20 protein-coding genes and 1 tRNA gene are annotated in these 22,403 nt (G+C 32.0%); 15 read left to right on the plus strand and 6 right to left on the minus strand.

Annotated elements, in window-relative coordinates; translation table 4 throughout:
• Positions 1–497: 497 nt before the first annotated feature.
• The 15 genes from H6411_RS04575 to H6411_RS04645 all read left to right on the plus strand — a co-directional run bounded on the left by H6411_RS04575 (position 498) and on the right by H6411_RS04645 (position 15,102).
• A complete protein-coding gene (locus H6411_RS04575; protein ID WP_216083465.1) occupies positions 498–1,520 on the plus strand; it encodes a hypothetical protein in 1,023 nt (340 codons plus the stop codon).
• A gap of 17 nt (positions 1,521–1,537) precedes the next feature.
• Entirely contained in the window at positions 1,538–2,554 is a 1,017-nt protein-coding gene (locus tag H6411_RS04580) for a replication protein (protein ID WP_216083466.1), read from the plus strand.
• Positions 2,555–2,556: 2 nt separating this feature from the next.
• A complete protein-coding gene (locus H6411_RS04585; RefSeq protein ID WP_216083467.1) occupies positions 2,557–3,564 on the plus strand; it encodes a hypothetical protein in 1,008 nt (335 codons plus the stop codon).
• 154 nt (positions 3,565–3,718) lie between these two features.
• Positions 3,719–4,714, plus strand: a complete 996-nt coding sequence (locus H6411_RS04590) for a hypothetical protein (RefSeq protein ID WP_216083468.1) — start codon at positions 3,719–3,721, stop codon at positions 4,712–4,714.
• Between the two features lie 17 nt (positions 4,715–4,731).
• Positions 4,732–5,724 (plus strand): hypothetical protein, encoded by a 993-nt coding sequence (locus tag H6411_RS04595; protein ID WP_216083469.1) that lies wholly within the window; start codon positions 4,732–4,734, stop codon positions 5,722–5,724.
• 1 nt (position 5,725) lies between these two features.
• Positions 5,726–6,766: a hypothetical protein gene (locus tag H6411_RS04600; RefSeq protein ID WP_216083470.1), complete on the plus strand. Its 1,041-nt coding sequence runs from the start codon at positions 5,726–5,728 to the stop codon at positions 6,764–6,766.
• Between the two features lie 5 nt (positions 6,767–6,771).
• Positions 6,772–7,767: a hypothetical protein gene (locus tag H6411_RS04605; protein ID WP_216083471.1), complete on the plus strand. Its 996-nt coding sequence runs from the start codon at positions 6,772–6,774 to the stop codon at positions 7,765–7,767.
• Positions 7,757–8,779: a hypothetical protein gene (locus H6411_RS04610; RefSeq protein ID WP_216083472.1), complete on the plus strand. Its 1,023-nt coding sequence runs from the start codon at positions 7,757–7,759 to the stop codon at positions 8,777–8,779. Before H6411_RS04605 ends, H6411_RS04610 begins: the two co-directional genes overlap by 11 nt.
• Positions 8,780–9,805, plus strand: a complete 1,026-nt coding sequence (locus H6411_RS04615; protein WP_216083473.1) for a hypothetical protein — start codon at positions 8,780–8,782, stop codon at positions 9,803–9,805.
• A gap of 1 nt (position 9,806) precedes the next feature.
• Positions 9,807–10,811, plus strand: coding sequence for a hypothetical protein (locus tag H6411_RS04620; protein ID WP_216083474.1), 1,005 nt, complete (start codon positions 9,807–9,809; stop codon positions 10,809–10,811).
• 173 nt (positions 10,812–10,984) lie between these two features.
• On the plus strand, positions 10,985–12,001 hold the full coding sequence (locus tag H6411_RS04625) for a hypothetical protein (RefSeq protein WP_216083475.1): 1,017 nt from the start codon (positions 10,985–10,987) through the stop codon (positions 11,999–12,001).
• 653 nt (positions 12,002–12,654) lie between these two features.
• Positions 12,655–13,182, plus strand: a complete 528-nt coding sequence (locus H6411_RS04630; RefSeq protein ID WP_216083476.1) for a hypothetical protein — start codon at positions 12,655–12,657, stop codon at positions 13,180–13,182.
• Positions 13,183–13,378: 196 nt separating this feature from the next.
• Positions 13,379–14,320: a hypothetical protein gene (locus H6411_RS04635; RefSeq protein ID WP_216083477.1), complete on the plus strand. Its 942-nt coding sequence runs from the start codon at positions 13,379–13,381 to the stop codon at positions 14,318–14,320.
• Between the two features lie 74 nt (positions 14,321–14,394).
• Positions 14,395–14,487, plus strand: a tRNA-Ser gene (locus H6411_RS04640).
• A 24-nt stretch (positions 14,488–14,511) separates the two neighbouring features.
• Positions 14,512–15,102 (plus strand): hypothetical protein, encoded by a 591-nt coding sequence (locus H6411_RS04645; RefSeq protein ID WP_216083478.1) that lies wholly within the window; start codon positions 14,512–14,514, stop codon positions 15,100–15,102.
• Here H6411_RS04645 and H6411_RS04650 read toward each other — a convergent pair.
• The 6 genes from H6411_RS04650 to H6411_RS04675 all read right to left on the minus strand — a co-directional run bounded on the left by H6411_RS04650 (position 15,099) and on the right by H6411_RS04675 (position 22,338).
• Positions 15,099–16,679: a magnesium transporter gene (locus tag H6411_RS04650; RefSeq protein ID WP_216083479.1), complete on the minus strand. Its 1,581-nt coding sequence runs from the start codon at positions 16,677–16,679 to the stop codon at positions 15,099–15,101. The genes H6411_RS04645 and H6411_RS04650 overlap by 4 nt on opposite strands.
• 71 nt (positions 16,680–16,750) lie before the next feature.
• The gene (locus H6411_RS04655; protein ID WP_246307757.1) at positions 16,751–17,167 is read right to left on the minus strand and encodes a diadenylate cyclase; all 417 of its coding nucleotides are present in this window, start codon (positions 17,165–17,167) and stop codon (positions 16,751–16,753) included.
• 245 nt (positions 17,168–17,412) lie between these two features.
• A complete protein-coding gene (gene pgsA, locus H6411_RS04660) occupies positions 17,413–17,979 on the minus strand; it encodes a CDP-diacylglycerol--glycerol-3-phosphate 3-phosphatidyltransferase (RefSeq protein ID WP_216083480.1) in 567 nt (188 codons plus the stop codon).
• Between the two features lie 30 nt (positions 17,980–18,009).
• Entirely contained in the window at positions 18,010–18,405 is a 396-nt protein-coding gene (locus H6411_RS04665) for a cytochrome P450 (RefSeq protein ID WP_216083481.1), read from the minus strand.
• Positions 18,406–18,438: 33 nt separating this feature from the next.
• A complete protein-coding gene (locus H6411_RS04670; RefSeq protein WP_216083482.1) occupies positions 18,439–18,762 on the minus strand; it encodes an HIT family protein in 324 nt (107 codons plus the stop codon).
• A 6-nt stretch (positions 18,763–18,768) separates the two neighbouring features.
• Positions 18,769–22,338, minus strand: coding sequence for a DUF3713 domain-containing protein (locus H6411_RS04675; protein WP_216083483.1), 3,570 nt, complete (start codon positions 22,336–22,338; stop codon positions 18,769–18,771).
• Positions 22,339–22,403 lie beyond the last annotated feature (65 nt).

A 22,403-nucleotide genomic window follows, 5' to 3' on the forward strand; every position in this document is an offset into this window, starting at 1 on the left:
GGATATTTAGTACCTTTACTATTGGGTAACCTGAACTTGTGTATTTTTTATCGTCAAAACTAAAGCCTCTGATGAATTGAACGACTTCATCCAGTCTTTTCCATATTCAACCCCCCCCTTATACACCCTTCTTTTGATTTCGATTTTTTTTGGGCTCAAAAATTAGGAAGTTTGGGTTGGAAATAGAGTTTTTTAAGTTTTAGTACATAAAAAATGCAGTTGAAACCATAAAACAACAAACACGCCCTATTTATTATTGGTTTGAAAAATTAACTTTATATAGAGGTGTAAATTTAAAATTTCGTAGTAAGTGTTTTTTTATATATTTTTATTAAAAATTTGCTAAAAAGCTTTCAAATTGGTCAACAGAGAAGGATTTTTAACTTTGTATTTTTTATAAAAATTTGAATAATCGGATCATTTTCATTTTGTCTTTTTGCTAAATAGATTTTCTTATTTCACTAATAAACATAAAATTCCTCGAAATTTTTTCAAATTTGAAAGCATCTTTTCTTCCTAAAGCAGGAAGTGCATTAGCAGCTGGCGGCGTTTTTGGAGGCGGAGGGGCTGTTATTTACAGTAATTCTATTCCTAGAACTTGACAGGAAGCATTACAGTGAGAAGGGCATTTTTTTATTTTGTCTATAGAGGAAGAAGTTAAACAAGAAAAGGCTTACAAAGCTGTTTATTTGGATAATAAATCCAATATCAAAAATGATATTTCTGAAATTACTGATTCGGAAGATGAGTCTACAGCTTTTAAAAAAATAAAAAAATGATGTGAAACTAAATTAAATGAAAAATTCGTAAGAAATGATCAAAACACTTTAGAAAAGATACTCAAATATTGTGAAGATAAGAGGCCAATTACAGTTGAAGGGGCTCTTAAAAGAATATTGGATAGTCAAGAAAAATGGCTTAAAGATGAAACAAATGCAGATGAAGATTACAAAGTTATTTTTGCTATTTATAGATATAGTCCAGTTTTTCTAAAGGAAATTAATGGTTCAGAGACAAATAAATACAACCAATCAACATCAGTAGATGAAGGCAAAGATGGATTAAAAAAATGATGCTCTGAAAATCTTTCTAAAAAAACTAAAGAAGTAACTGATCCTAATCTTTACAGTTATGTTTCTTGATGATGTAAACTTTTAGGATACAAAACAGTAAAAGAAAAATTAAGTAAGAGTTTTCCTGGTTGAGAGGAAGAACTAGACAGTTCTGGAACAGATCAAGGACAACCATGAGCTTTAATAAAGGGATATTGGCAGATGACTCGTGAAGTTTTTTCTGTTGTGGATCCTTCTAAGTCGAGTAAGTCAGATGGAAAAAACATACAGCCTACTCAGTATATGAATTGATGCAAAGATAAATTAAATAAAAAACTTTACGAAAATGATGTTTACCAAAGAGATTACTTAATAGTTAAATCTGTCTGTGTAAAGCAAACTATACAGGTTAAGTTAGGTTCTGAACAGTCTCTTCAAAAAGCAATAGAGGCAAGTAAGAAAAATTAGTTATGAGTTTTAAATTTATGCCCAAACTGGGAACTGCTTTGGTTGCTGGTGGTTCATTAGGCGCTGGAGGAACATTAGCTTATAACAATACAATTCCAAAAAATATTCAGGAAGCTTTAGAAAGAGAAGGAGTTCCTTTTATTAAATCGATTTCTGATGTAGATGCAAAGAATAGAGCTTACAAAGCTGTTTATTTAGATAATAAAAGTAGTATTGAAACAGATATTTCAGAAGCAAAAACATCAGCAGATGTTGCATATTCCAAAATATCTGAATGATGTAATGGCCAGTTAAATTCCGCTTATTCTAGATCTGTTCTAAAAGCAAATCAAGAAAAAATAATTAAATATTGTTCAGATCAAGTACCAAGAACTGTTGAAGGGAGGCTTCAAAGAATTAAGGATCAAAAGTGAATCAAAGATGAGGCGGATAAGAAAGATGAAGCATATAAAGCTATCTTTGCTATTTATAGGTATGACAAAACTTTTTTAGCGCAGATCAATTCTGTAAAGGGAAGTGAATCAGCTAACGATGTTAATACAGATGCTGAAAAAGGATATGAAACTTTGAAAACTTGATGCGAAACAAATTTTGTGTCTGAAGTTAAGTTAGTTGAAGATGAAAATCTATACAGTTATGTTTTCTGATGATGCAAGAAATTAGATTATGAGACAACGGTTGAAGAAAAAATTCAGCATGATTATCCTGGATGAGAAAAAGAGTCTGAAACTTCTGGAACAAATTCAGGAGATCCTTGAGATTCAATAAAAGGTTTGTGGCAACATACTTATGACGTTTTTTCAGTTGTAAATCCTTCCTACACTAGCAAAAATAATGGAACTGATATAGGAGCTACACAATATTTGAATTGATGTAGAGGAATTCTTGCCAAGAAAATTTTTGACAAAGGCGTCTATCAAAAAGAATATTTAGTAGCTAAATCTGTTTGTTTAAAGCGAGAAATACAGTACAAACTAGGAGAGAAAAAATCTTTGAAGGAGGGAATAGAAGCTTATAAAGCTAATGGTAAATAAGTATGGGTCTTAAATTTGCGCCCAAACTAGGAACCGCTTTAGTTGCTGGCGGTTCATTAGGCGCCGGAGGAACTTTAGCTTATAACAACACAGTTCCTAAGAACATACAAGATGCTTTGGAAAGAGAAGGTATTCCTTTTATTAGATCTATCTCTGATGAAGGCGCAAAGAATAGGGCTTACAAAGCTGTTTATGTAGACAATAAAGGTGACATAAAAACAACTATTAATGAGATAAATGGACAGTCAACAAAAGAAAATTCTTTTTCGCAAATATCTACTTGATGCGACGGCCAATTAGATTCTTCTTATTCCTGATCTTACTTAAAAAACAATAAGGAAAAAATAATCAAATATTGCGCGGATCAGGTTCCAAGGACTGTTGAGGGAAGATTGCAGAGAATTCAGGATCAAAAATGAATTAAGGACGAAACAAGTGGAGCTGATGAAGCTTACAAAACTATTTTTGCTGTTTATAGATATGATCAAACGTTTTTAGCACAGATAAATAAAGATCAATCAAAAAGTTATTCGTCTTCTACGACATCACAAGAAGGTTTTTCATTATTAAAAACTTGATGCGAAAAACAGTTACTTTCGGAAGTAGAAATTGTTAAAGACGATAATTTGTACAGCTATGTTTTTTGGTGATGTAAACCTATTGGCTATAAAACAACCGTTAAAGAAAAAATAAAGCATGATTATACAAATTGAATTCAAGCCGGAGAGCAAGATTGAGAGACTATAAAAGGTTTATGACAGCACACAAAAGATGTTTTTTCGTTGGTTGATTCCAATGCTTTTAATTCAGCTGATGGCACAACAATACAAAAAGATAAATACAAGGAATGATGCGGAGCAACATTAAAGAAAAATCTTTATGACGATGGAATTTATAAAAAAGATTATTTAGTGGCTAAATCAGTTTGTGTTGAAGCAAAAGTTCAAAAGATTTTAGGGATACACAAAAACGTTAGAGATGCGATAGCTAATAAAGATAGTTCAAGCTAAAAGGGAAAATAATTTGGCTATTTATAAATTAAGTTCGTAAATCAATTCAATATTTGATTATTGGCATTTAGTTAACCCTTTTCAAGTGAAATGTTTATTAGTTAAATAAATTTTTTAAAAATTTTCAAATACTAACTATTAAGTTAGGTGAACTATGGCTATCAAATTTATACCTAAATTCGGCACTTCTCTCATTGCTGGAGGAGGTTTAGGAGTTAGCGGATTCGTTGCCTATAACAATACTGTCCCTAAAAATATTCAGGAAGCTTTAGAAAGAGAGGGAATTCCTTTTATTAAATCTATTTCTGATGAAAATGCAAGGAATAGAGCATACAAAGCTGTTTATATAGACAATGAAAAAACTATTAAATCAGATATTTCAAACGTAACAACATCAGCAGACGAGGCATATTCCAAAATAGAAAAATGATGTAATGACAAACTAAGTCAAAAATATTCCGGTTCCGCCTTAAATAAAGATAGAGAAAAAATAATTAATTACTGTTCTGATCAGGTACCAAGAACTGTTGAAGGCAGATTAAGAAGAATAGAGGATCAAAAGTGAATTAAAGATGAGACAAATGGGAAAGATGAAGCTTACAAAGCGATTTTTGCTATTTATAGATATGATCAAAAATTTTTAGATCTTATAAATGGAGATGAAAATACTAAGCATACTCAAGCTACAGAAGCCGAAACAGGTTACACAAGATTGCAAACTTGGTGCGAAAAAAATCTCAAATCTGAAGTTGCGTTAGTTGCAGATGAGAATCTATACAGTTATGTTTTCTGATGATGTAAGAAATTGGATTATGAAACAACTGTCGAGGAAAAAATTAAGCATGATTATTCTGGATGGAAAAAAGCATCTAGCGAATGGACAAGCATAAAGGGAATTTGACAACATACTTCTGAAGTTTTTTCTGTAGTAGATACTTCTAAGAGCAGTTCACCAGACGGCAAAGATATAAGTGATGATAAATATAAAAACTGATGCGATGCTACTCTTAAGAAAAATATTTATGACAAAGACGTCTACCAAAAAGAATACTTAATAGCCAAATCTGTTTGTGCAGATAAAGAAATACAGTACAAATTAGGAGAGAAAAAGTCTTTGAAGGAGGCAATAGAAGCTGTCAAAGCTAAATAATTATGGGCATAAAGTTCATGCCCAAATTGGGAAGCTCTTTAATAGCAGGAGGTATTTTAGGAACAGGAGGATTTGCAGCTTACAACAATACAGTTCCTAAGAATATACAAGCAGCTTTAGAAAGGGAAGGAATTCCTTTTATTGATTCAATATCAGATACAAATGAGAAAAATAGAGCTTATAAAGCGGTTTATATAGATAATAAAAGCAATATTAAGGAAGATATTGCAGCTATCAAACAAGATACAGAAGATGCGGCATATTCAGAAATAGATACATGATGTAATCAACAGTTAAATGCCCCTTATTCTTGATCTACTTTAGAAAAAAATAGAGAAAAAATAATTAATTATTGTTCAGACCAAAGACCCAAAACAGTAGAAGGGAGGCTGAAAAGAATTACAGAAGGAATATGAATCAGGGATCAAAAACAAAACAAGGAAGAAGCTTATAAAGTTATTTTTGCTATTTATAGGTATGATGATGATTTTTTAAAGCAGATAAATAGCGTTAAAGGCAATGGAAATGATTATGACCATTCTGAAGATGCAAATACTGGTTATGAAAGACTTCAGAAATGATGCGAAGAAAAATTATCTTCTAAAGTGTCTTTAGTAGAGGACGAGAATTTATACAACTATGTTTTCTGATGATGTAAGAAATTAGACCATGGAGCAACAGTTAGAGACAAAATTAAACATGATTATCCGGGTTGGAATGAAGAGAACAAAGATTGAACAAAGGTTAAGGGATATTGGCAGATGACAAGACAAGTTTATGTTTGAATAGATGAAAATTCAAAAAAGAGTATAAATGGCTCTAATATAGATAGCATCAAATATCAAACTTGATGCGAAAACACTTTAAAAGCCAAGATATATGACTCTCAAATTTACCAATGAAAATATTTAATTGCTAAATCAGTATGTGTTGAAGTTAAGGTTCAAGCAGTTTTAGGAAAATATAAGAATTTAAAAGAAGCAATAGCAAACAAGGATAATACAGACTAATTTGAAATTTGGAGTTGGCTTTTCCTCTAAGACAGGAGCCGCATTAGCTACGGGTGGTATCTTAGGGGGCGGAGGAGCTGTTATTTATAACAAAACAACTCCTAAAAATATTCAAGAAGCTCTTGAGTGAAAAGGGTTTTTATTTATTGAAACAATTGAAGATGAGAGTCAAAAACAAAATTCATATAGAGCAGTATATTTAGACAATACAGGAGATATAAGTTCTATTAATTCCGGAATAACAGGAGAAACAGATTGACAGAAAATACAGACATGATGCCAAACAGAATTAAAGAAGCCTTATGTATCAGAAGATTTTGAAAATAAAGAAAAAATAATTAAATATTGCGAAGATAAGACTCCTAGAACTGTAGAAGCTCATTTAAAGAAAATAAAGCCACAGGCTTCATGAATTAAGAATAAAGAAACTAATTCGCAAGATGAACCTTATAAGATCATCTTTGCTGTTTATAGATATAGTGATGATTTTTTAAGTGCTATTAATTCTGTCAAGGAAGAATCAGAACAGGACTATTCAAATACCCAAGATGTAAGTACAGGATATACAAGATTAAAAACTTGATGTACTGTTAATTTATCTAAATCTGTTAAGGAAATAGAGGATCTTCAAAAGCTATATAACCACTTAACTTGATGATGTCAAGGACTTAATTATTCAACAGTCCAAGAAAAAATAAAAGGTGACTTACCTGGTTGAGAATCAGAAGATGTAGATGCATCTAATGCGGATGAAGAAAACAGTAATTGAAGCAAAATCAAAGGCTATTGGCAACAAACACCTTTAGTTTTTAAGACTATAAAGTCTGAAGCAAGCGAAGGCACTTCTCTTAAGGGTTCAGATTACAAAAAATGATGCCAAGAAAATTTAAGTAAGAAGCTGTCTGAGACCGGTATTTATCAGGAGAAACACCTAGTTGCTAAAGTTGTTTGTGTGAAAGAAAAAGTACAGAAACATTTATTTCAGGTAAGTTTGGTTGAAGCAATAGAGAGATCTAAAACAGCAAGCGATAAAGTCGCATAAACATTTTGAATCTAAGCTTTGCTCCCAAGGCAGTGGGAGCTGTATCATCTGTTGCTGCACTTGTATGTGGATCAACCTTTCTTTATTATGAATCTTTACCCAAGGACTGAAAAGCAGCTCTATCTAGGGAGGGGATAGTTTTGCTGTCATCAGATAGTGAGAATGCCTATAAAGCTATATATTTAGAGAATAAAGATTTTCTAAATGTTGATTTAGGTATTGATAATTCTAAAAACGAAACAGAAGCAATTAAAGAAATACAGAAGTGATGTGATGCAGAGTTGAACCAGGAATATAAGCCAGAAATTGTTTTAGATAGAGAAAAAGTAATTAAGTATTGTGCAGATATAACCCCTAAGACTTTAATAGGTGTTCTTCAGAAGAGAGGGATTAGCAGTTCTGGGTTTATAGGAGGAGATGGAGAAGATTACAAGGTTATGTTTGCTGTATATAAATACAACCAAACTTTCTTAGATGCTATTAATAAGGCTAAGAAAGATAGTGAATCTAATTACTCAGAAACCACAGAGGCTTCTTCTGGATACGAAAGACTTAAGACTTGATGTGAGAATAGTTTAAAAAAACCCACTTCAGAGATAGAAGGTGAAACACTTTATAACCAGGTTGAATGGTGGTGTAGACCTCTTGGTTACAAAACAGTTTTAGAAAAAATAAATAAAGATCATCCTACTTGAAAATCAGAAGCGACAACTCAAGTTGGACAAGGTACTAATTGAGAGAAGATAAAGGAATTTTGAAAGGCAACTCCAGAAGTCTATAAGGCAGTAGGCAATAATGAAGAAGCAGTAAATAGTTCTACTTTAAGTGGAGATAAATTCAGAGGTTGATGTGAAGACACATTAAAGAAAAAAATATATGATCCAAAAGTTTATAAAAGAGATTATTTAGTAGCTAAGGTAGTTTGCGTAGAACAAAAAGTGCAAAATAATCTTACTACGAAGAGTTTGCAAGAGTCTCTTAAATCCTCTAGTGAAAGCTAGTTTTATCCCTAAAGCAGGAGGCGCATTAGCTGTGGGTGGCGCTTTTGGTGGAGGAGGAGCAGTTATTTACAGCAAAACAACTCCTAAAAATTGAAAAGAAGGTTTAGAGTGAGAGGGATTATCTTTTATTGAATCTATTCAGGATGCAACTCATAAACAAAATGCTTATAAAGCTGTATACATTTCCTATCAAGATAGTATTTCAGCTGATATTTCAGAAGCTACTTCAGAAAATACATGACAAAAAATACAACAATGGTGTCAACAGGAGTTACAAAAGCCTTTTAAGAAATTAAGTGCTGAATCAGAAGAAGAAAGAAAGAAATTAATTAAGTATTGTGAAGATACTAGACCAGTAACTGTAGAAGCTCATCTGCAGAAGTTGGGGACTAATAAGGATTTATGAATTAAGAATAAAACAGAAAGTGAACAAACGGATTTTTATAAAACTATCTTCGTTGTTTATAGATATCACGATAATTTCTTAAGTGAAATAAATGGAACTGAATCTGAGAAATATACCAATACAACTACAGTTGACAAAGGATATCAAAGATTAAAGACATGATGTGAAACGAATTTATCTAGACAGACAAAGGATGTAGAAAATTTTGAAGAGTTATATAACCATCTTTCTTGATGATGTCAACCGTTAGGGTACAAAACAGTTGAAAACAAAATTAAACATGATCTTCCTAAGTGAAATAAAGAGTCTTCTACTGAAACCGATGATGGCAAACCTTGAGACAAGATAAAGGGATATTGGCAGTTGACTCAAGAAGTATTTTCAGTTGTTAAGTCTGATTCTACAGATGGCACAAAGTTGACTGGCCAGGAATACAAAACTTGATGCGAGGAAAATTTAAAAAAGAATTTATACGATAGTAATGTTTATCAACAAACTCATTTAGTCGCTAAGGTAGTCTGTGTAGAAGAAAAAGTTCAATCAAAATTATTTGAGTTTGATTTAGCTACAGCAGTGGAGAAAGTAGAAGAGGAAACTAGAAAATAATTGAAACCTTCATTTTTACCTAAAGCAGGAGCTGCATTAGTAACTGGAGGGGCGCTAGGAGGCGGCGGAGTAGCAGCTTATAAACATACAACTCCTAGAAATTGACAAGAAGGTCTTGAATGAGAAGGTTTTTCTTTTATTGAATCTATTAATAATGAAGATGAAAAATCTAATGCATACAAAGCAATATATCTTTCTTATAAAGATAGTGGAATTGGCGATGACATTAGCGACTCTAATGCTGATAATAATTGAAACAAGATACAAGAGTGATGTAAATCTGAATTAGGAAAACCTTATAAGAAATGAGGGGAAGCAGCAAATAAAGAAAGGGAAAAAATAATTAAGTATTGTGAAGACACTAGACCAGTAACTGTAGAAGCTCATTTACAAAAATTAGGGATTAATAAGGATTTATGGATAAAGAATAAAAGCAATGATGATGATTCTTACAAGATTATGTTTGCCGTTTATAGGTATTATGATCCCTTTTTAGAAGAGATAAATAAAGTAGAAAAAGAAGAAAGTAAGCACAATAAGGATACAGCGGTAGATACAGGATCTGAAAGATTAAAGAAATATTGCGAGGAACAGTTATCTAAAAAAACTAAAGAGGTTGAAGATTTTGAAGGTTTATATAACCGACTTGTTTGATGGTGCCAACCTTTAGAGAAAACTACAGTTGAAGAGAGAATTAAACAGGAACATCCTGGTTGAGAGAAAGAAGAAGAAACAAGTTCTGATAATGGAAATGGCAAGTGAAATCAGATTAAGGGATATTGACAGATGACTGAAGTTGTTTTTAAAGTAGTTAAGCCAGGAGAAAATAATGGTCAAAACTTACAAGGATCAGATTATCAGAAGTTTTGCACAGACAACTTAAGAAAAAAACTACATGAGAATGACGTCTATCAAAAGAATTATTTAGTAGCTAAAGTAGTTTGCGTTAAACAAGAGGTACAAGCTGAATTATTTGCTATTGATTTAAATCAGGCGATAGCAAAAGTAGCGGCTAAGAAAAAATAATTTGAGAAAGTATTTTGCATCCAAATTTAGTACTGCATTAGCTGCAGGTGGAATTTTAGGCGGTGGGGGGGGTTACGCATACAACTCCTCATTTCCTAAGACTCTGCAAGAGGCATTAGAAAGAGAAGGGATAGCTTTTATTGAGTCTATTGCCGGAGAAACTGAAAGAAATAATGCTTACAAATCCATTTTTTCAGATTTCAAAAATGAAATATCAAGCGACATAAGTGTAACTGGCAGTACAGACAATTTTGAAAATAGTTATTCAAAAATTCAAGAGTGATGCTCAAAATTACTAAACACGGCTTACTCCTATTCTGCTTGAAGGAAAAATAAACCTAATTTAGTAAAGTATTGCTCAGATCGTAAGCCTATAAAGGTTGAATCTTGACTTAGGAGACTGGGTCATAATAATTGGGCAAATGATGAGGAGTACAAAGCAATCTTTGCTGTTTATAGATTTTCTTCGAACTTTCTAGGTGTCATAAATACAGCCAAAAAGACGGGAGAGAACGATTATTACGCATCAGAAAAAGTTGGTACAGGATATTCTAGACTTAAAAAATGATGTACTCAGAATTTAAATCTTTTTACTGCAGATGTTCAAGACCTAATTCTTTATAGTCAACTGACTTGATGGTGTAAGCCTTTGGGTTACGATGATGTAAAGGGAAGAATTAAAAAAATGTATGGAGAAAGTTGAAAAAAAGAAGAAAGCAATGAGACAGAAACAGGAAAACCTTGAGATGCAATAAAGGATTTCTGAAACAAAGACTTTGATGTTAAGTCTTATATTAAATCAGACTCAAATGCAGCCACTGTTCTTTCAGCTGATGAATATAAAAAATGATGTTCAGAGATTCTAGATAAAAAGTTGTCTGAAGAGGGAATATACGTAAAGAATTACAAAGCAGCTAAATCAGTATGTGTTGAACTTAAAGTTCAAAAGAAATTGAAAGAAACTAAAGATTTAAGAAAAGCAATAGAAGAGGCAAATAAGACTTAAATTAGAACTGAAGAAAGAAAGGTTGAATTTCAATCTTTGTTATTTTTGTAAGTTCTAAAAAATGTAATCTAGTAGATATTACTCTTCTAATTAAAAAAGAGGTTCAATCCTAATTTTTTTAAGTTGTTTTAAATTTTTCAGACTACGTGAATTAGAGACCAAGAAAAAGTAGTTTGAAGAAATATTTTGCATCCAAGTTAAGTACCGCATTGGCTGCAGGTGGAGCTTTAGGCGGGGGGGGTGTTACTGCCTATAATCAATATTTTCCGAAAACCTTACAAGAAGCTTTAGAAAGAGAAGGGATAGCTTTTATTGAGTCTATTGAAGATCAAAATCAGAAAGGTAACGCTTATAAAGCTATTTTTTTAGATTACAAAAACGAAATATCAAAAGATATAAATGATCTTAAAGACAAAACAAATGTTGAGTCTGATTACTCCAAAATAAAAGAATGGTGCAATAAATTACTAAAAGAAAAATATTCTCATTCCAATTGAAAGAAAAATAAATCCAGTTTAGTCAAGTATTGTTCAGATCGTAAGCCTATAAAGGTTGAATCTTGGTTAAGAAGGATAGGACAGACAGGTTGAATTAAAGATAGCGATAAGAGCGTTGAAGAATATAAAGTAATTTTTTCTATTTATAGATTTTCTTTTGATTTTTTAAAGATTATTAAATCTGCCGATCCTAAAGGGGTAGAGCAACAACAAACAACCAAGGCGGATGAAGGATATCCTAGACTCCAAACATGATGTACTGAAAATTTAAGTCGTTTAACTTCTGAGGTTGAAGACTTAACTATTTATAGTCAATTAACTTGATGATGCAAACCTTTGGGTTATGACACGATAGAAAAGAGAATCGAAAAGATGTATGACGGTAAGTGAGAAAAAGAATCTAGCACAAACACAGGAACTGACGGAGAATGAGAAAAAATAAAAGATCTATGGGCTAGCGATTTTGACGTAAATTCCTATGTTAAGCAAGGTTATAAAAAAAGCGACACCCTTACGGCTGAAGAATATAAGAATTGATGTGAAAAAACTTTAAATGAGAAATTGCATGCAGATAAAGCTTATATAGCACATTACAAATCTGCTAAATCAGTTTGCGTCAAATTTAAGGTTCAGGAAAAATTAAAGACAACTAAAGATTTAAGAAAAGCAATAGAAGAAGCAAATACAAATTAAATCAATTTTTGTAATGTGCATTTTTAGACTTTGAAAATTAGATGGATTAACTTTACATAAAAATATTCTTTAGTGGTTAAGGTAGTTTTTACTGAAAAAGAGGTTGAATCTTAATTACTTGAATTTATCTTAAATTCATGAACTTTATAGTCATAAAAAGATTTGAAAAAGTATTTTGCATCCAAATTTAGTACTGCGTTAGCCGCAGGTGGCATTTTAGGCGGTGGGGGGGCTATGCATACAATTCTTCTATTCCTAAAACTTTACAAGAAGCTTTAGAAAGAGAGGGGATATTTTTTGTTGAGTCTATTGAAGATCAAAATCAGAAAGATAACGCTTATAAAGCTATTTTTTTAGATCATTCTTCTGAAATAACGAAGGTTATTACTGATATTTCAAATACTAATAAAGCGGATGATGCTTATTCCAAAATACAAACTTGATGCCAAAAGCTATTAAATTCAGCATACTCTTATTCCAGCTGAAAGCAAAACAAACCTCATTTAGTCAAGTATTGTTCAGATCGTAAGCCAATAAAGGTCGAGTCTTGATTAAAGAGGGTAGGTCATGACGGTTGAATTAAGGACGATACTACTAGCGAGGAGGAATCTTATAAGGTTATTTTTGCGATCTATAGATTTTCCCCTGAGTTTTTGGCAATTGTTAATTCAATTAAAGCATCAGGAGAAGAAGAACACAAAATAAATACGACACCAGAAAAAGGATACCAAAGATTAAAAAAATGATGCACTACAAACTTAAATCTTCTAACTTCAGAAGTTCAAGATATGGCAGTTTATAGCCAATTGACTTGATACTGCAAACCCTTAGGCTACAGCACAATACAAGGGAGAATAGATAAGATGTATGACAACAAGTGAAAAAAAGAATCTAGCGATAGTACTGATGATGGCAGTTCATGAAGCGAGATAAAAAAATTATGAGATAATGATGCACACGCCAAATCTTATATTAATGATGCATCAGAAAGTATGGCTGCCACTATTTCAGCTGATAAGTATAAAAAATGATGCGAAACAACTCTAGATGCAAAATTGTATGCAGCGTCATCATATCAAATACACTACAAAATAGCCAAATCAGTCTGCGTGGATTTAAAGGTTCAACAAAAATTGAAAACAACCAAAAACTTAAGACAGGCAATAGAGGAAGCGCAGTAAATTAAGAAATTAGAAACGAAACACGGACAAAATATTTTTTTGTAGTTACAGGTTATTTAAATCAAACATTAGATGCAATCTAAATTATTGGAAGTTTTCTTAAATTTCTAAGTTACATTTTTTTGAAAAAATAGTTTGAAGAAATACTTTGCATCCAAATTTAGTACTGCGTTAGCCGCAGGTGGCATTTTAGGCGGTGGGGGGGGGCTATGCATACAATTCTTCTATTCCTAAAACTTTAAAAGAAGCTTTAGAAAAAGAGGGAATTGCCTTTATTTCATCTATTTCGGGAGAAGAAAATAAGAAAAATGCTTATAAAGCTATTTTTTTAGATTTCAAAAGTGAAATATCAAAAGATATAGATGGTATTGACAGCAATAATATTGAAACTGATTATTCCAAAATACAAACTTGATGCGAAAATTTACTAAACTCCGCCTATTCCTACTCTCTTTGAAAGAAAAATAAATCTAATTTAGTAAAGTATTGTTCTGATCGTCAACCTATAAAAGTTGAATCTAGACTAAGAAGGCTTGGTTATAAAGATTGAATTAAGGATGATAACCAATATAAAGTAATTTTTTCTATTTATAGATTTTCTTTTGATTTTTTAGAGATCATCAATTCTGCTGAACCAAAACAAACTCCTTATATACAGACAACAAAGGCTAATGATGGGTTTCCCAGACTCAAAAAATGATGTACAGAAAATTTGAATCTTGATACTTCAAAAGTTGAAGGTGTAGCTATTTATAGTCAATTAACTTGATGATGCAAACCTTTGGGTTACGACACAATAAAAGGAAGAATAGAAAAGATGTATGGAGAAAGCTGGAAAAAAGAATCTAGTTCAGATGTAAATGCAAATGGAGCATGGGATGAAATAAAAGAATTATGAAAAGGCGATTTTAACGTAAAGTCCTATGTTAAACCAGGCATTAATCAAGCGCAAACTGTTACAGCTCAAGAATATAAAGATTGATGTGACAAAACTTTAAATGAGAAATTGTATGAAGATAAAGCTTATATAGCGCATTACAAAACATTTAAGTCAGTCTGCGTTGAAGTTAATGTTCAGAAAAAACTAAAAGAAACTAAAGATCTAAGAAGAGCTATAGAAGAAGCGGGAACAAAGTAAGTAAATTAAATGATAAATATATGTATTAATTAATAGGATAAGTTTAAAAGTTCAATAAATAAAATTAAGATAGCGGAAACTTACCCAAGAGGCTCAAGGGGACACACTGCTAATGTGTTAGACAAAATAATTTTTGTGCATGGGTTCAAATCCCATAGTTTCCACCATATTTATTGCAGAATAAACCTGTTTTGGGCTTATTTTGAAACAAACAGATACGTGTAGGTAAGAGGTTAAGAAAAGAGGGATTTAAGCTTGTAAAAAGAGTTTTTAATCAAGATAAGGTTTGAGAAGAGATAGCTGAAGTCTATAGAAAGCAAGAGCATAATCCTAAGTTTATAAAGACAGAAAATAGATTGGTTGATAGGTACATATCTATCAAGCTAAAGAAAAAATCAAGGAAGATATTGAAGATTAAGTGTGATGATGTAAGTAATGAAGTTTATATTCAGGCCAAGAAGTGATGTGTAGTTCCACACAGGATAAAAGAGAGGGCTAAAAAGCTAGGTTTTAGTTTTTTAAATATGGAAGAGAATAGTGATGAAGATCATGAAATATGAGAAATGAGAATAGTTAACTATAGATTTTTTAAGGGAGAGATAAATTTAGAGAATATTATTGGGAGTACAAGTATTTTTAAATATGACAATTCTATATTGGAAAGAAAGATAAGTATTGTTAAGAAAACAGCTAAAGAAATAATAAATAAGATGAACTATGATGAAGATAGTGAAGAAGCTTGAAACACTATGGTTAGATGATTTGTTAAAGAAAGACCTTAAGTACTTAATTTACCTCCAGTAATTGTTACACCAAGAATTCCACTTATAGCAAAGTGGAGTAGTAAGACTCCTATTCCAAAGAAAATAATTGATGCTATTGTGTCTAATACAGTAGTTAGTAGAGGAGCTGATACTGATGCTGGGTCCAGATTAAATTTAATAGCTAAGCATGGTATTAGAACTCCAAAGAATTTAGAGAAGATAACTACTAATCATAGAGACAGTGAAGAAGCTGCTGCTCCTACTAGGCTTATTAAGTAGACATTCATTGGATTTAATTTGTCAGAAGTATTTGTGCCAGTATGAACTTTAGCTTGAAACCCAGATAAATCAGTTTTTGTCGTAACTATGAAGTAGAAAAAAAGTCTTACAAAGTTACAGACAGCCAATATAGCTCCTATGACTGTTGCAACTTTTAATTCTTTCTTGACGACTTTCCAGAAATCTGATTCCTTTAATTCTCCTAATGAATAAGCCTGTATTACTGTTGCAGTAGTCTGAGAACCTGTATTACCACACATATCAGTAATTATTGGTATTATTGGTACCAATATGGCAGTAGATATACCGGCTGTATACATAACACCTAAGCTTTCAAATTTATCTATGGCAAAGGTAGTTATAGTTGCCACAAATAACATGATTATTAGGCATGTAATCCTAGATTTAACAATCTCTAGGATTGAGCTATTTAGATATGATCTTTTGGTTTCCTTAATACCATAGAACTTGTGAACATCTTCTATATTGCTATCTAGTATTTCTGGTATTACGTCCTGATAGTCTATGATTCCAACTAGTTTGGATTCGTTGTTGATTACTGCTAATGTTTTGATGCTATATTTTCTGAATAAGTCAGAGACTATATCTATGTCATCTCTTTCTGAGACTGACATAAATGATTTTTCTGTTATCTCTCCTATATTTATTTCTGAATTATTTGTAGAGCATTTATCTAGGTATAGAAAGAATAGCTTTTGCGTGTTTACTTGACCTACTATTACTCCATTTGAATTAACTACGAATATTTCTTCTGAGATATCAAATTCTGCTTTATGTTTTTTAAGGAAATCTATTGCCTCTGAGACGCTCATGTTTTCACTGAGAGATAGATAGGTAACGTTCATAATTGATCCGACTTCTGCGAAATCAAAGGATTTAAGTTGTTTGATTTCTTCTTTAAGTCTTTTGGAGGCGTTGAAAATTATCTTTCTTTGTATAGGTACTGTAGCTGCTGCAAATATTTCATACACATCGTCTGAGTTAAGGTCTTCTAGAAGGTGAGTGATAACACCAGACTTCATGGTGTTTAGTATTCTCAGTTGTAGCGCTTCTCCAAATGAGAGAAATAGTTCTCCCATTTTCATTTTTTGGGCAACAATTAGAAATCTAATTGCTACATTTTCAGAATCTATTTTTTCTAGTGCATCGACTAGTAAGTTGATCGGTTGGTTCTTTAAAAGTGTTTTTATTCCTAAATCGTTCTTCTCTTGGTAGAGAAAATTGATCTTTTCTACTACTGACTCTACTTTAGAGTCATATGTTGCTTCCTCCTTGCGAATCTTCTTCCTAAACATACAGATTCGCCCATGATTACCTTCTTAAAATTCTAATATAACAGCAGCAATTAATTTTTTTGTGATGAGTATTAAGAGACATAGAAATTCAGTATTTTAGAGATTTCATCAGATAGAGAATCTATATCTGATGAGTTCATTTCATGCAATTCTCCTTTGGAGCTATATGAAACTCTACCTGTTGTTTCTGATACTACAAAAGCTATAGCATCTGTGTTTTCTGTAAGACCTGCAGATGCTCTGTGTCTTGCACCAAAAGTAGTAATTAATCTAGTTTGGGTAACTGGGAAGTAACTTGAGATAGAAGCAATGTCATAACCTCTTATTATTACTCCTCCGTCATGTAAAGCAGACTGTTTGTTACTGAAGATAGTTATTAGAAATTCTGAAGTTAATTTGGCTTTTATTTCGTAACCTAGTAATACGTATTTCTGTAGATTCTGTTCTCTTTCTATAACTATTAGCGCGCCAACTTTATTGTTGGACATTCACTTTAGTGCGTGTGATAATTGATGTACAAATATGTCATATTCTGATGCATTTACTTCCCTTTTACTTTTTCATAGAGAACTGATAAGTTTTTTATTGGGTAAGCACCTATATAAAAAAGCTAGTGCTACTAATACAAAAGAGAATAAGGCAAGGTAGATGATGTCTACTAGCTTTATTGTAGAATCCAATTCCTTGTCTATGATGTCTTAATATAAATAATACAGCCGGTTAAGGAATATCCTTAATTTGCATTTGTTTGAATTTTTCTTATGTAATCTCAGAATGAAACTATTGAGAAAATCATTGATGCAGCTAGTATTGAGGATGTTATTCATTGCATAAGGTCACTAGGTCAGAACAAGTTATTAAATACTTCTTGTGAGAAAATGATCAGTAATATAGTCAACATTTGAGTAATTGTTTTTAATTTAGCTAGAAAGGAAGCGGGAATTATTCTATTTTTTTTGTATAAGAATAGCCTCATTACATCCATAGATACGTCTCTAATTATGTGGAATATAGCTAATAATATAAGTACTTTGCTTTGAGCTATGAAGAGAATCAGAGCACCTAAGATAAGTACCTTATCTGCTAATGGATCAAATGTTTTTCCGAATGAACTTTCTACTTGCCATTTTCTAGCTAGGTAACCATCTAGGAAATCGGTTACACAACAGAAAAGAAATAGTAGACCTGCAAGTATATTTGATGTTGTGCTGTTTACATTTATAAGTATTAATACTACAGGCGTAAACAACAATCTGCTGATTGTCAGCAGATTAGGAACCCACTTTCTGAAATCTTCCATCTCTATATAAAAATAGAGGGTTTTAGTCTGTTATTTATCTTCTTCTGGGACTGTATCTCAACCGTCATCATTTTCATCTTTTCCATCATTATTCTCTTCTTCATCTTCATCGTTCAACGCTGTTCACGTATTAACATCAAAAGTAAAATTATTGAAAATATTTTTCATATTTACGCCCTTTTCCGCAAATATATTCATAACATCATCAATTTTTTTATGTATTTCTTTGAGCTTAGGTTCAGAGAGAGCTAGTTGTTCAACGTAAAAATATATCAAATCTTCCACGTTGTGGATATTCTCGAATTCTGGAACTCCTATTTCTTTTAGTAACTTAATTTGCGATTCAAGTCTTTTTAGTAATTTAGCGCCAATTTTTATTGTCACCTCTTTTTCGGCACCTGTTTTTTTATTTTCTTTATCTGACATGTGGGAGGTCTTTATTTTTAATTCTAAGAAAAGTTAATATTTCGGAATGACATGCAAATGCAGGTGAAATATAACCTGTTTTGCTTCTTTTCCTTGATTAGAAATGTAATTAAATCCTTTTATATCAGGATACATTTCTTTGAGTTGTTTAGCTACTTGTTTAGCTAGAACGATTACATCTTTTAGATAATCGTCATCTGTGACTGATAGATTAGCAAAGTGCTTTTTAGGAATTACTAGCGTGTGTCCTTTAGTTATTGGCTTAATGTCTAGTATTGCAAATGCTTTTTCTGATTCAGCCACAAAGTTATTGGGCGTGTCAGCAGCTATCTTACAGAATATGCAATCCTCTGGCATAATCGATTATTTTTTTATGAATTGATCCTTACCTGATTCTACCCATTTATGATCATAAGGCGCTATCTTATCTGTACTTGAGCCCAAATCTTTTACGGCTAAATCTTGTACTTCTGAGATAAGTGCTGTGTTTAATACTCAGGCTCAGAAGACATCTCTGCTTAGTTTATTGTTTCCGAAGTTTTTAAATTCTGTTGCGCTTGATAAATTTTGTTGGTTGATTTGGAATAGTTTGAATTTTTCTGTTTGGTCTGATGTTTTTACTTCTTCTTTATTTTTGAAATATTTTTCTTTTCCGAATTTTTCTTCGTGATCATTTCCGGAGGATTTTTTTTCGTGTTTTGTGCCAGTAGAGTTGTAGTTATTTGCTGGATCTACTAAGAATGTTGTTTTGTATTTATCTTTCGGGATTTTGTCGCTGGTTATGTTGGTTTTTACGTTGTTTAAGACAGCAGATAATAGATTTTTCTTTTCTTGAAGAGTTAAAGTTCGGATTTCTGAAGTCGTTGTACTTCCACTTGTACTTTCAATGTAAATCTGATCTTTTTCTAAAGCTTCAACTCAGTCAGTAGCATCACTCTTAGTAGCAGACTTTATTGCTTGAACTACTTTTTTAAATTCAGCGTCTGTTGTTATTTTGTCCAATACATATTTGTTCATTTGTTCAGCAGAATCTCCGTATCTGTATAAAGAGTTTGCATTTAAAGAATCTCTATCTTCTTTGCTTAGCCCTAAGCTGCTCTTAGAGCTGTAAAGACCTCTATATATAAATCCATCACTTACTTTTGATTTGCTGTCTTTGAATGTAACTGAACTTAGATATTTATTTATGTTGGGAATATCTTTTTTGAATTCTGTATTATCGTTAATGTTTTTTAAGAAAGGATTAGAGAATGAGTTTTCTGGCAGGTTTACTTGATGTTTATCTATTTTTATATTGGAGAATAGGATGTATGAATCTACATCATATGAGATTTGAGAAGAAACATAGTTTCTAAATCCTTTAAAGCCGTCCCTAATTAGGTAGGTTAGAGAAGTCAAGAATTTGTAGTGTCTGCTTCTGAAATTGTCTACTCCAAAAACAAATTTTTCTTCAAAGGATTGTTTTGCCAGTTTGTGTAGTTTTTTTCTTAATTCATCTTTTTTTGCAGAATCGTCATTTCCGTTTAACTCCCCTAACAACTCCCCTGAATACTTAACGGCATCTCAAGGAGTTACATTTTCTTTTTCTAGAAGTTGTTTTGAGTAATAGCTTTGAATAGCTGATTCATCTATTTTTCCGAATAATTTTTTTGTTTTGTCTTGGTCTTCAGGACTTTCTATTCCTTCTAAGAAATTGTTATCCTCAGTTGCATTTTTATAATCTGCAGGAATAAGGAAAGAAAAATCTGCCTCATCTCCTGATGTTGAGATGAAACCTTTATTACCTAGAGTAGATTTACCTAGGTAGTCAGTTTTCATTAGGTATTTGAATAGAAATTCGTTGAATAGTTCTGTTTTTTCTAGGAATTGGTCAGTTATGCTGTTTCAATGGTAGTTGTTACTAAAGATACGGTCTGAAGCTAGGCTTGAGTTTTCTTGGTCAAGAAGTAGGTTTAATTTTTCAACATATTGATCTATTTTTTGGTGGTACTCTTTTTCTGTTTTTTTGTATTGTCCTAGAAGGGATTTATCTTCGTTGCCGTTGTTGACTTTAGCAGGTGCAGGTTTTGGTTTAAAGAAATCAAAATCATAGAGTTTTTCTAATTCTTCGAAAACAAAATTATCTTGATTTGCTGTTGGATTTGTAGTTTTTAGATCATAGGGCAACATACCAGCTAAACCCTCTTCAACTTTTGGATGATCAAATTTTTTCTTTCTATCTTCGTCTTTAACTTCTCAGGATGTTTTTGCATAGGTGGATAGAAGAGATTCTCTTAGTTTGATTCTGAATAGATATTTGTTTCTCAGCATTTCAAGATCTTCCATTTTTTGGAAAGCATCTTTGAAATCATTAATTACTGTTGAATAGGAAGCGCCGAAGAATTTGTTGTTTGTTAATGAGAATAAGTATTTAAGGATTAGTTTGTTGAAGTTTTGTTCTAGATAGTCTTTGAATGATTTAAAGACGCTATCAACTTGTATGTCTAAGGTTTGAGTTATTTCTAGTTTTCTTTTGTAGACTAATTGAAGTGTTCTGTATTGGAAGTGATGATATGCATCATTTATTGATGTTCCAGAAGTTTTTTTACTATCAAGATTTTCCAGATCAACAGCTATTGCATGTATACCTGCTTGGTTTCTTATAAATACTCAGGGCGTATCTTTAATTTCTACTAAGTCTGCGACTTCATGTTTTGTTTGTTTCTGACTGTCCTTAATCATGTCCTTAAGAATTGGAATCTTAGCCTTGTTTTCTCCTCCCCCAGCTTTATCGAAGAAGAATAATTCAGTTGGCTGTTTATAACTCTCAACATCTGAGTTTTGGCTTTTTTGAAATTCATTTATGTTTTTGCCGTTGCTTGATGAATTTTGCAACTTCTCTAACTTCTTCTGATATTTGTAGTTAGCTGCAGCTGCGAACTTAATGTACAAGTTGCTGTACATGTTTTTGCTTTCTACAAAGATGGCAGTTGCTGAGTCATCTGTGTAACCTTTAGGGATGAATATAGTACTGTTGCTGGTATATGTACTTACTTTGTCTTTAAAGAATTTTTTGAATTTAGAAGTACTGCTTAATCCTTTACTGTCATCAGTTTCAAAGTAAGGGAAAGCATATGAAGCTTCTTTTAAATCTACTTTTTTTTCTTTTAGTTTTGCTTCATCTCATACAGAAGCAAGTTCACTTTTATGCGCTTTCTCTTTGTGTTTTCAAAGAGACATTCATACGTAGAAAGGCCTTACATCTTCAAATCATTTTTTGTGAGCGAAATTTATGAAATCAAATTTGGAGTTGAAGAAGTTAGGATCTAGATCGTATTTGGAATCTTCATCAGGGAAGAAACCTATGTGTTTCCAGTTTTCGGTTTTATCTATTATTTCTTTATCTAAGTAGTAGCTTCTCTTTATAGCTTTGTATTGATCTGATTTAGTGTGAAGTATGTAGTTCTCTTTAGAAAAAGCAAGAATTTCTTTCTTAAATAACTCATAGACTTTCTTTGTCATTTCTCTTCTCTTCATGTGTTCTCTGTTACCTCCTCTAGAGTCGAAGAACTTATGAATGCTCTTGTTTCCTGTGTTGAAGGTTTCAAAAGCTTTTTCAAATGCATCTGCTTCTTCTTTCTCGAATTCTTTGTAGACTTGTCTATATAGAGCTGAACTTCTGATAGCTTCTAAAGCCAAGTCTTGAGCGAATACATCTTCAACACTTGATTTCATTTCATACATCTTCAGAACCTCTTTAGCTAGTCCTGGTATGGTGAATTGTTCAGCGTACTTATTTGTTAAGTGTTTTAGGTTTTTCTTTAAAGGAGATATCTCTAGATTCTCAGATGCGGATCCATATTTTCTTATTATTGCTACAGGAGTTAGAGATAATCCTACTATCCCAGAAGTAAATATTGCTTTTTTTCAGAATATCCAGTTAAATACTGACATGATTGGATAAGTTTCTTGTAAAGTCTATTTAAATAGGTGGAGATATATATTAAGAGAGTAATTTA

It is taken from the genome of Candidatus Mycoplasma haematohominis (genome assembly GCF_902712995.1).
Taxonomy (GTDB): Bacteria; Bacillota_I; Bacilli_A; order Mycoplasmatales; family Mycoplasmoidaceae; genus Eperythrozoon_B; species Eperythrozoon_B haematohominis.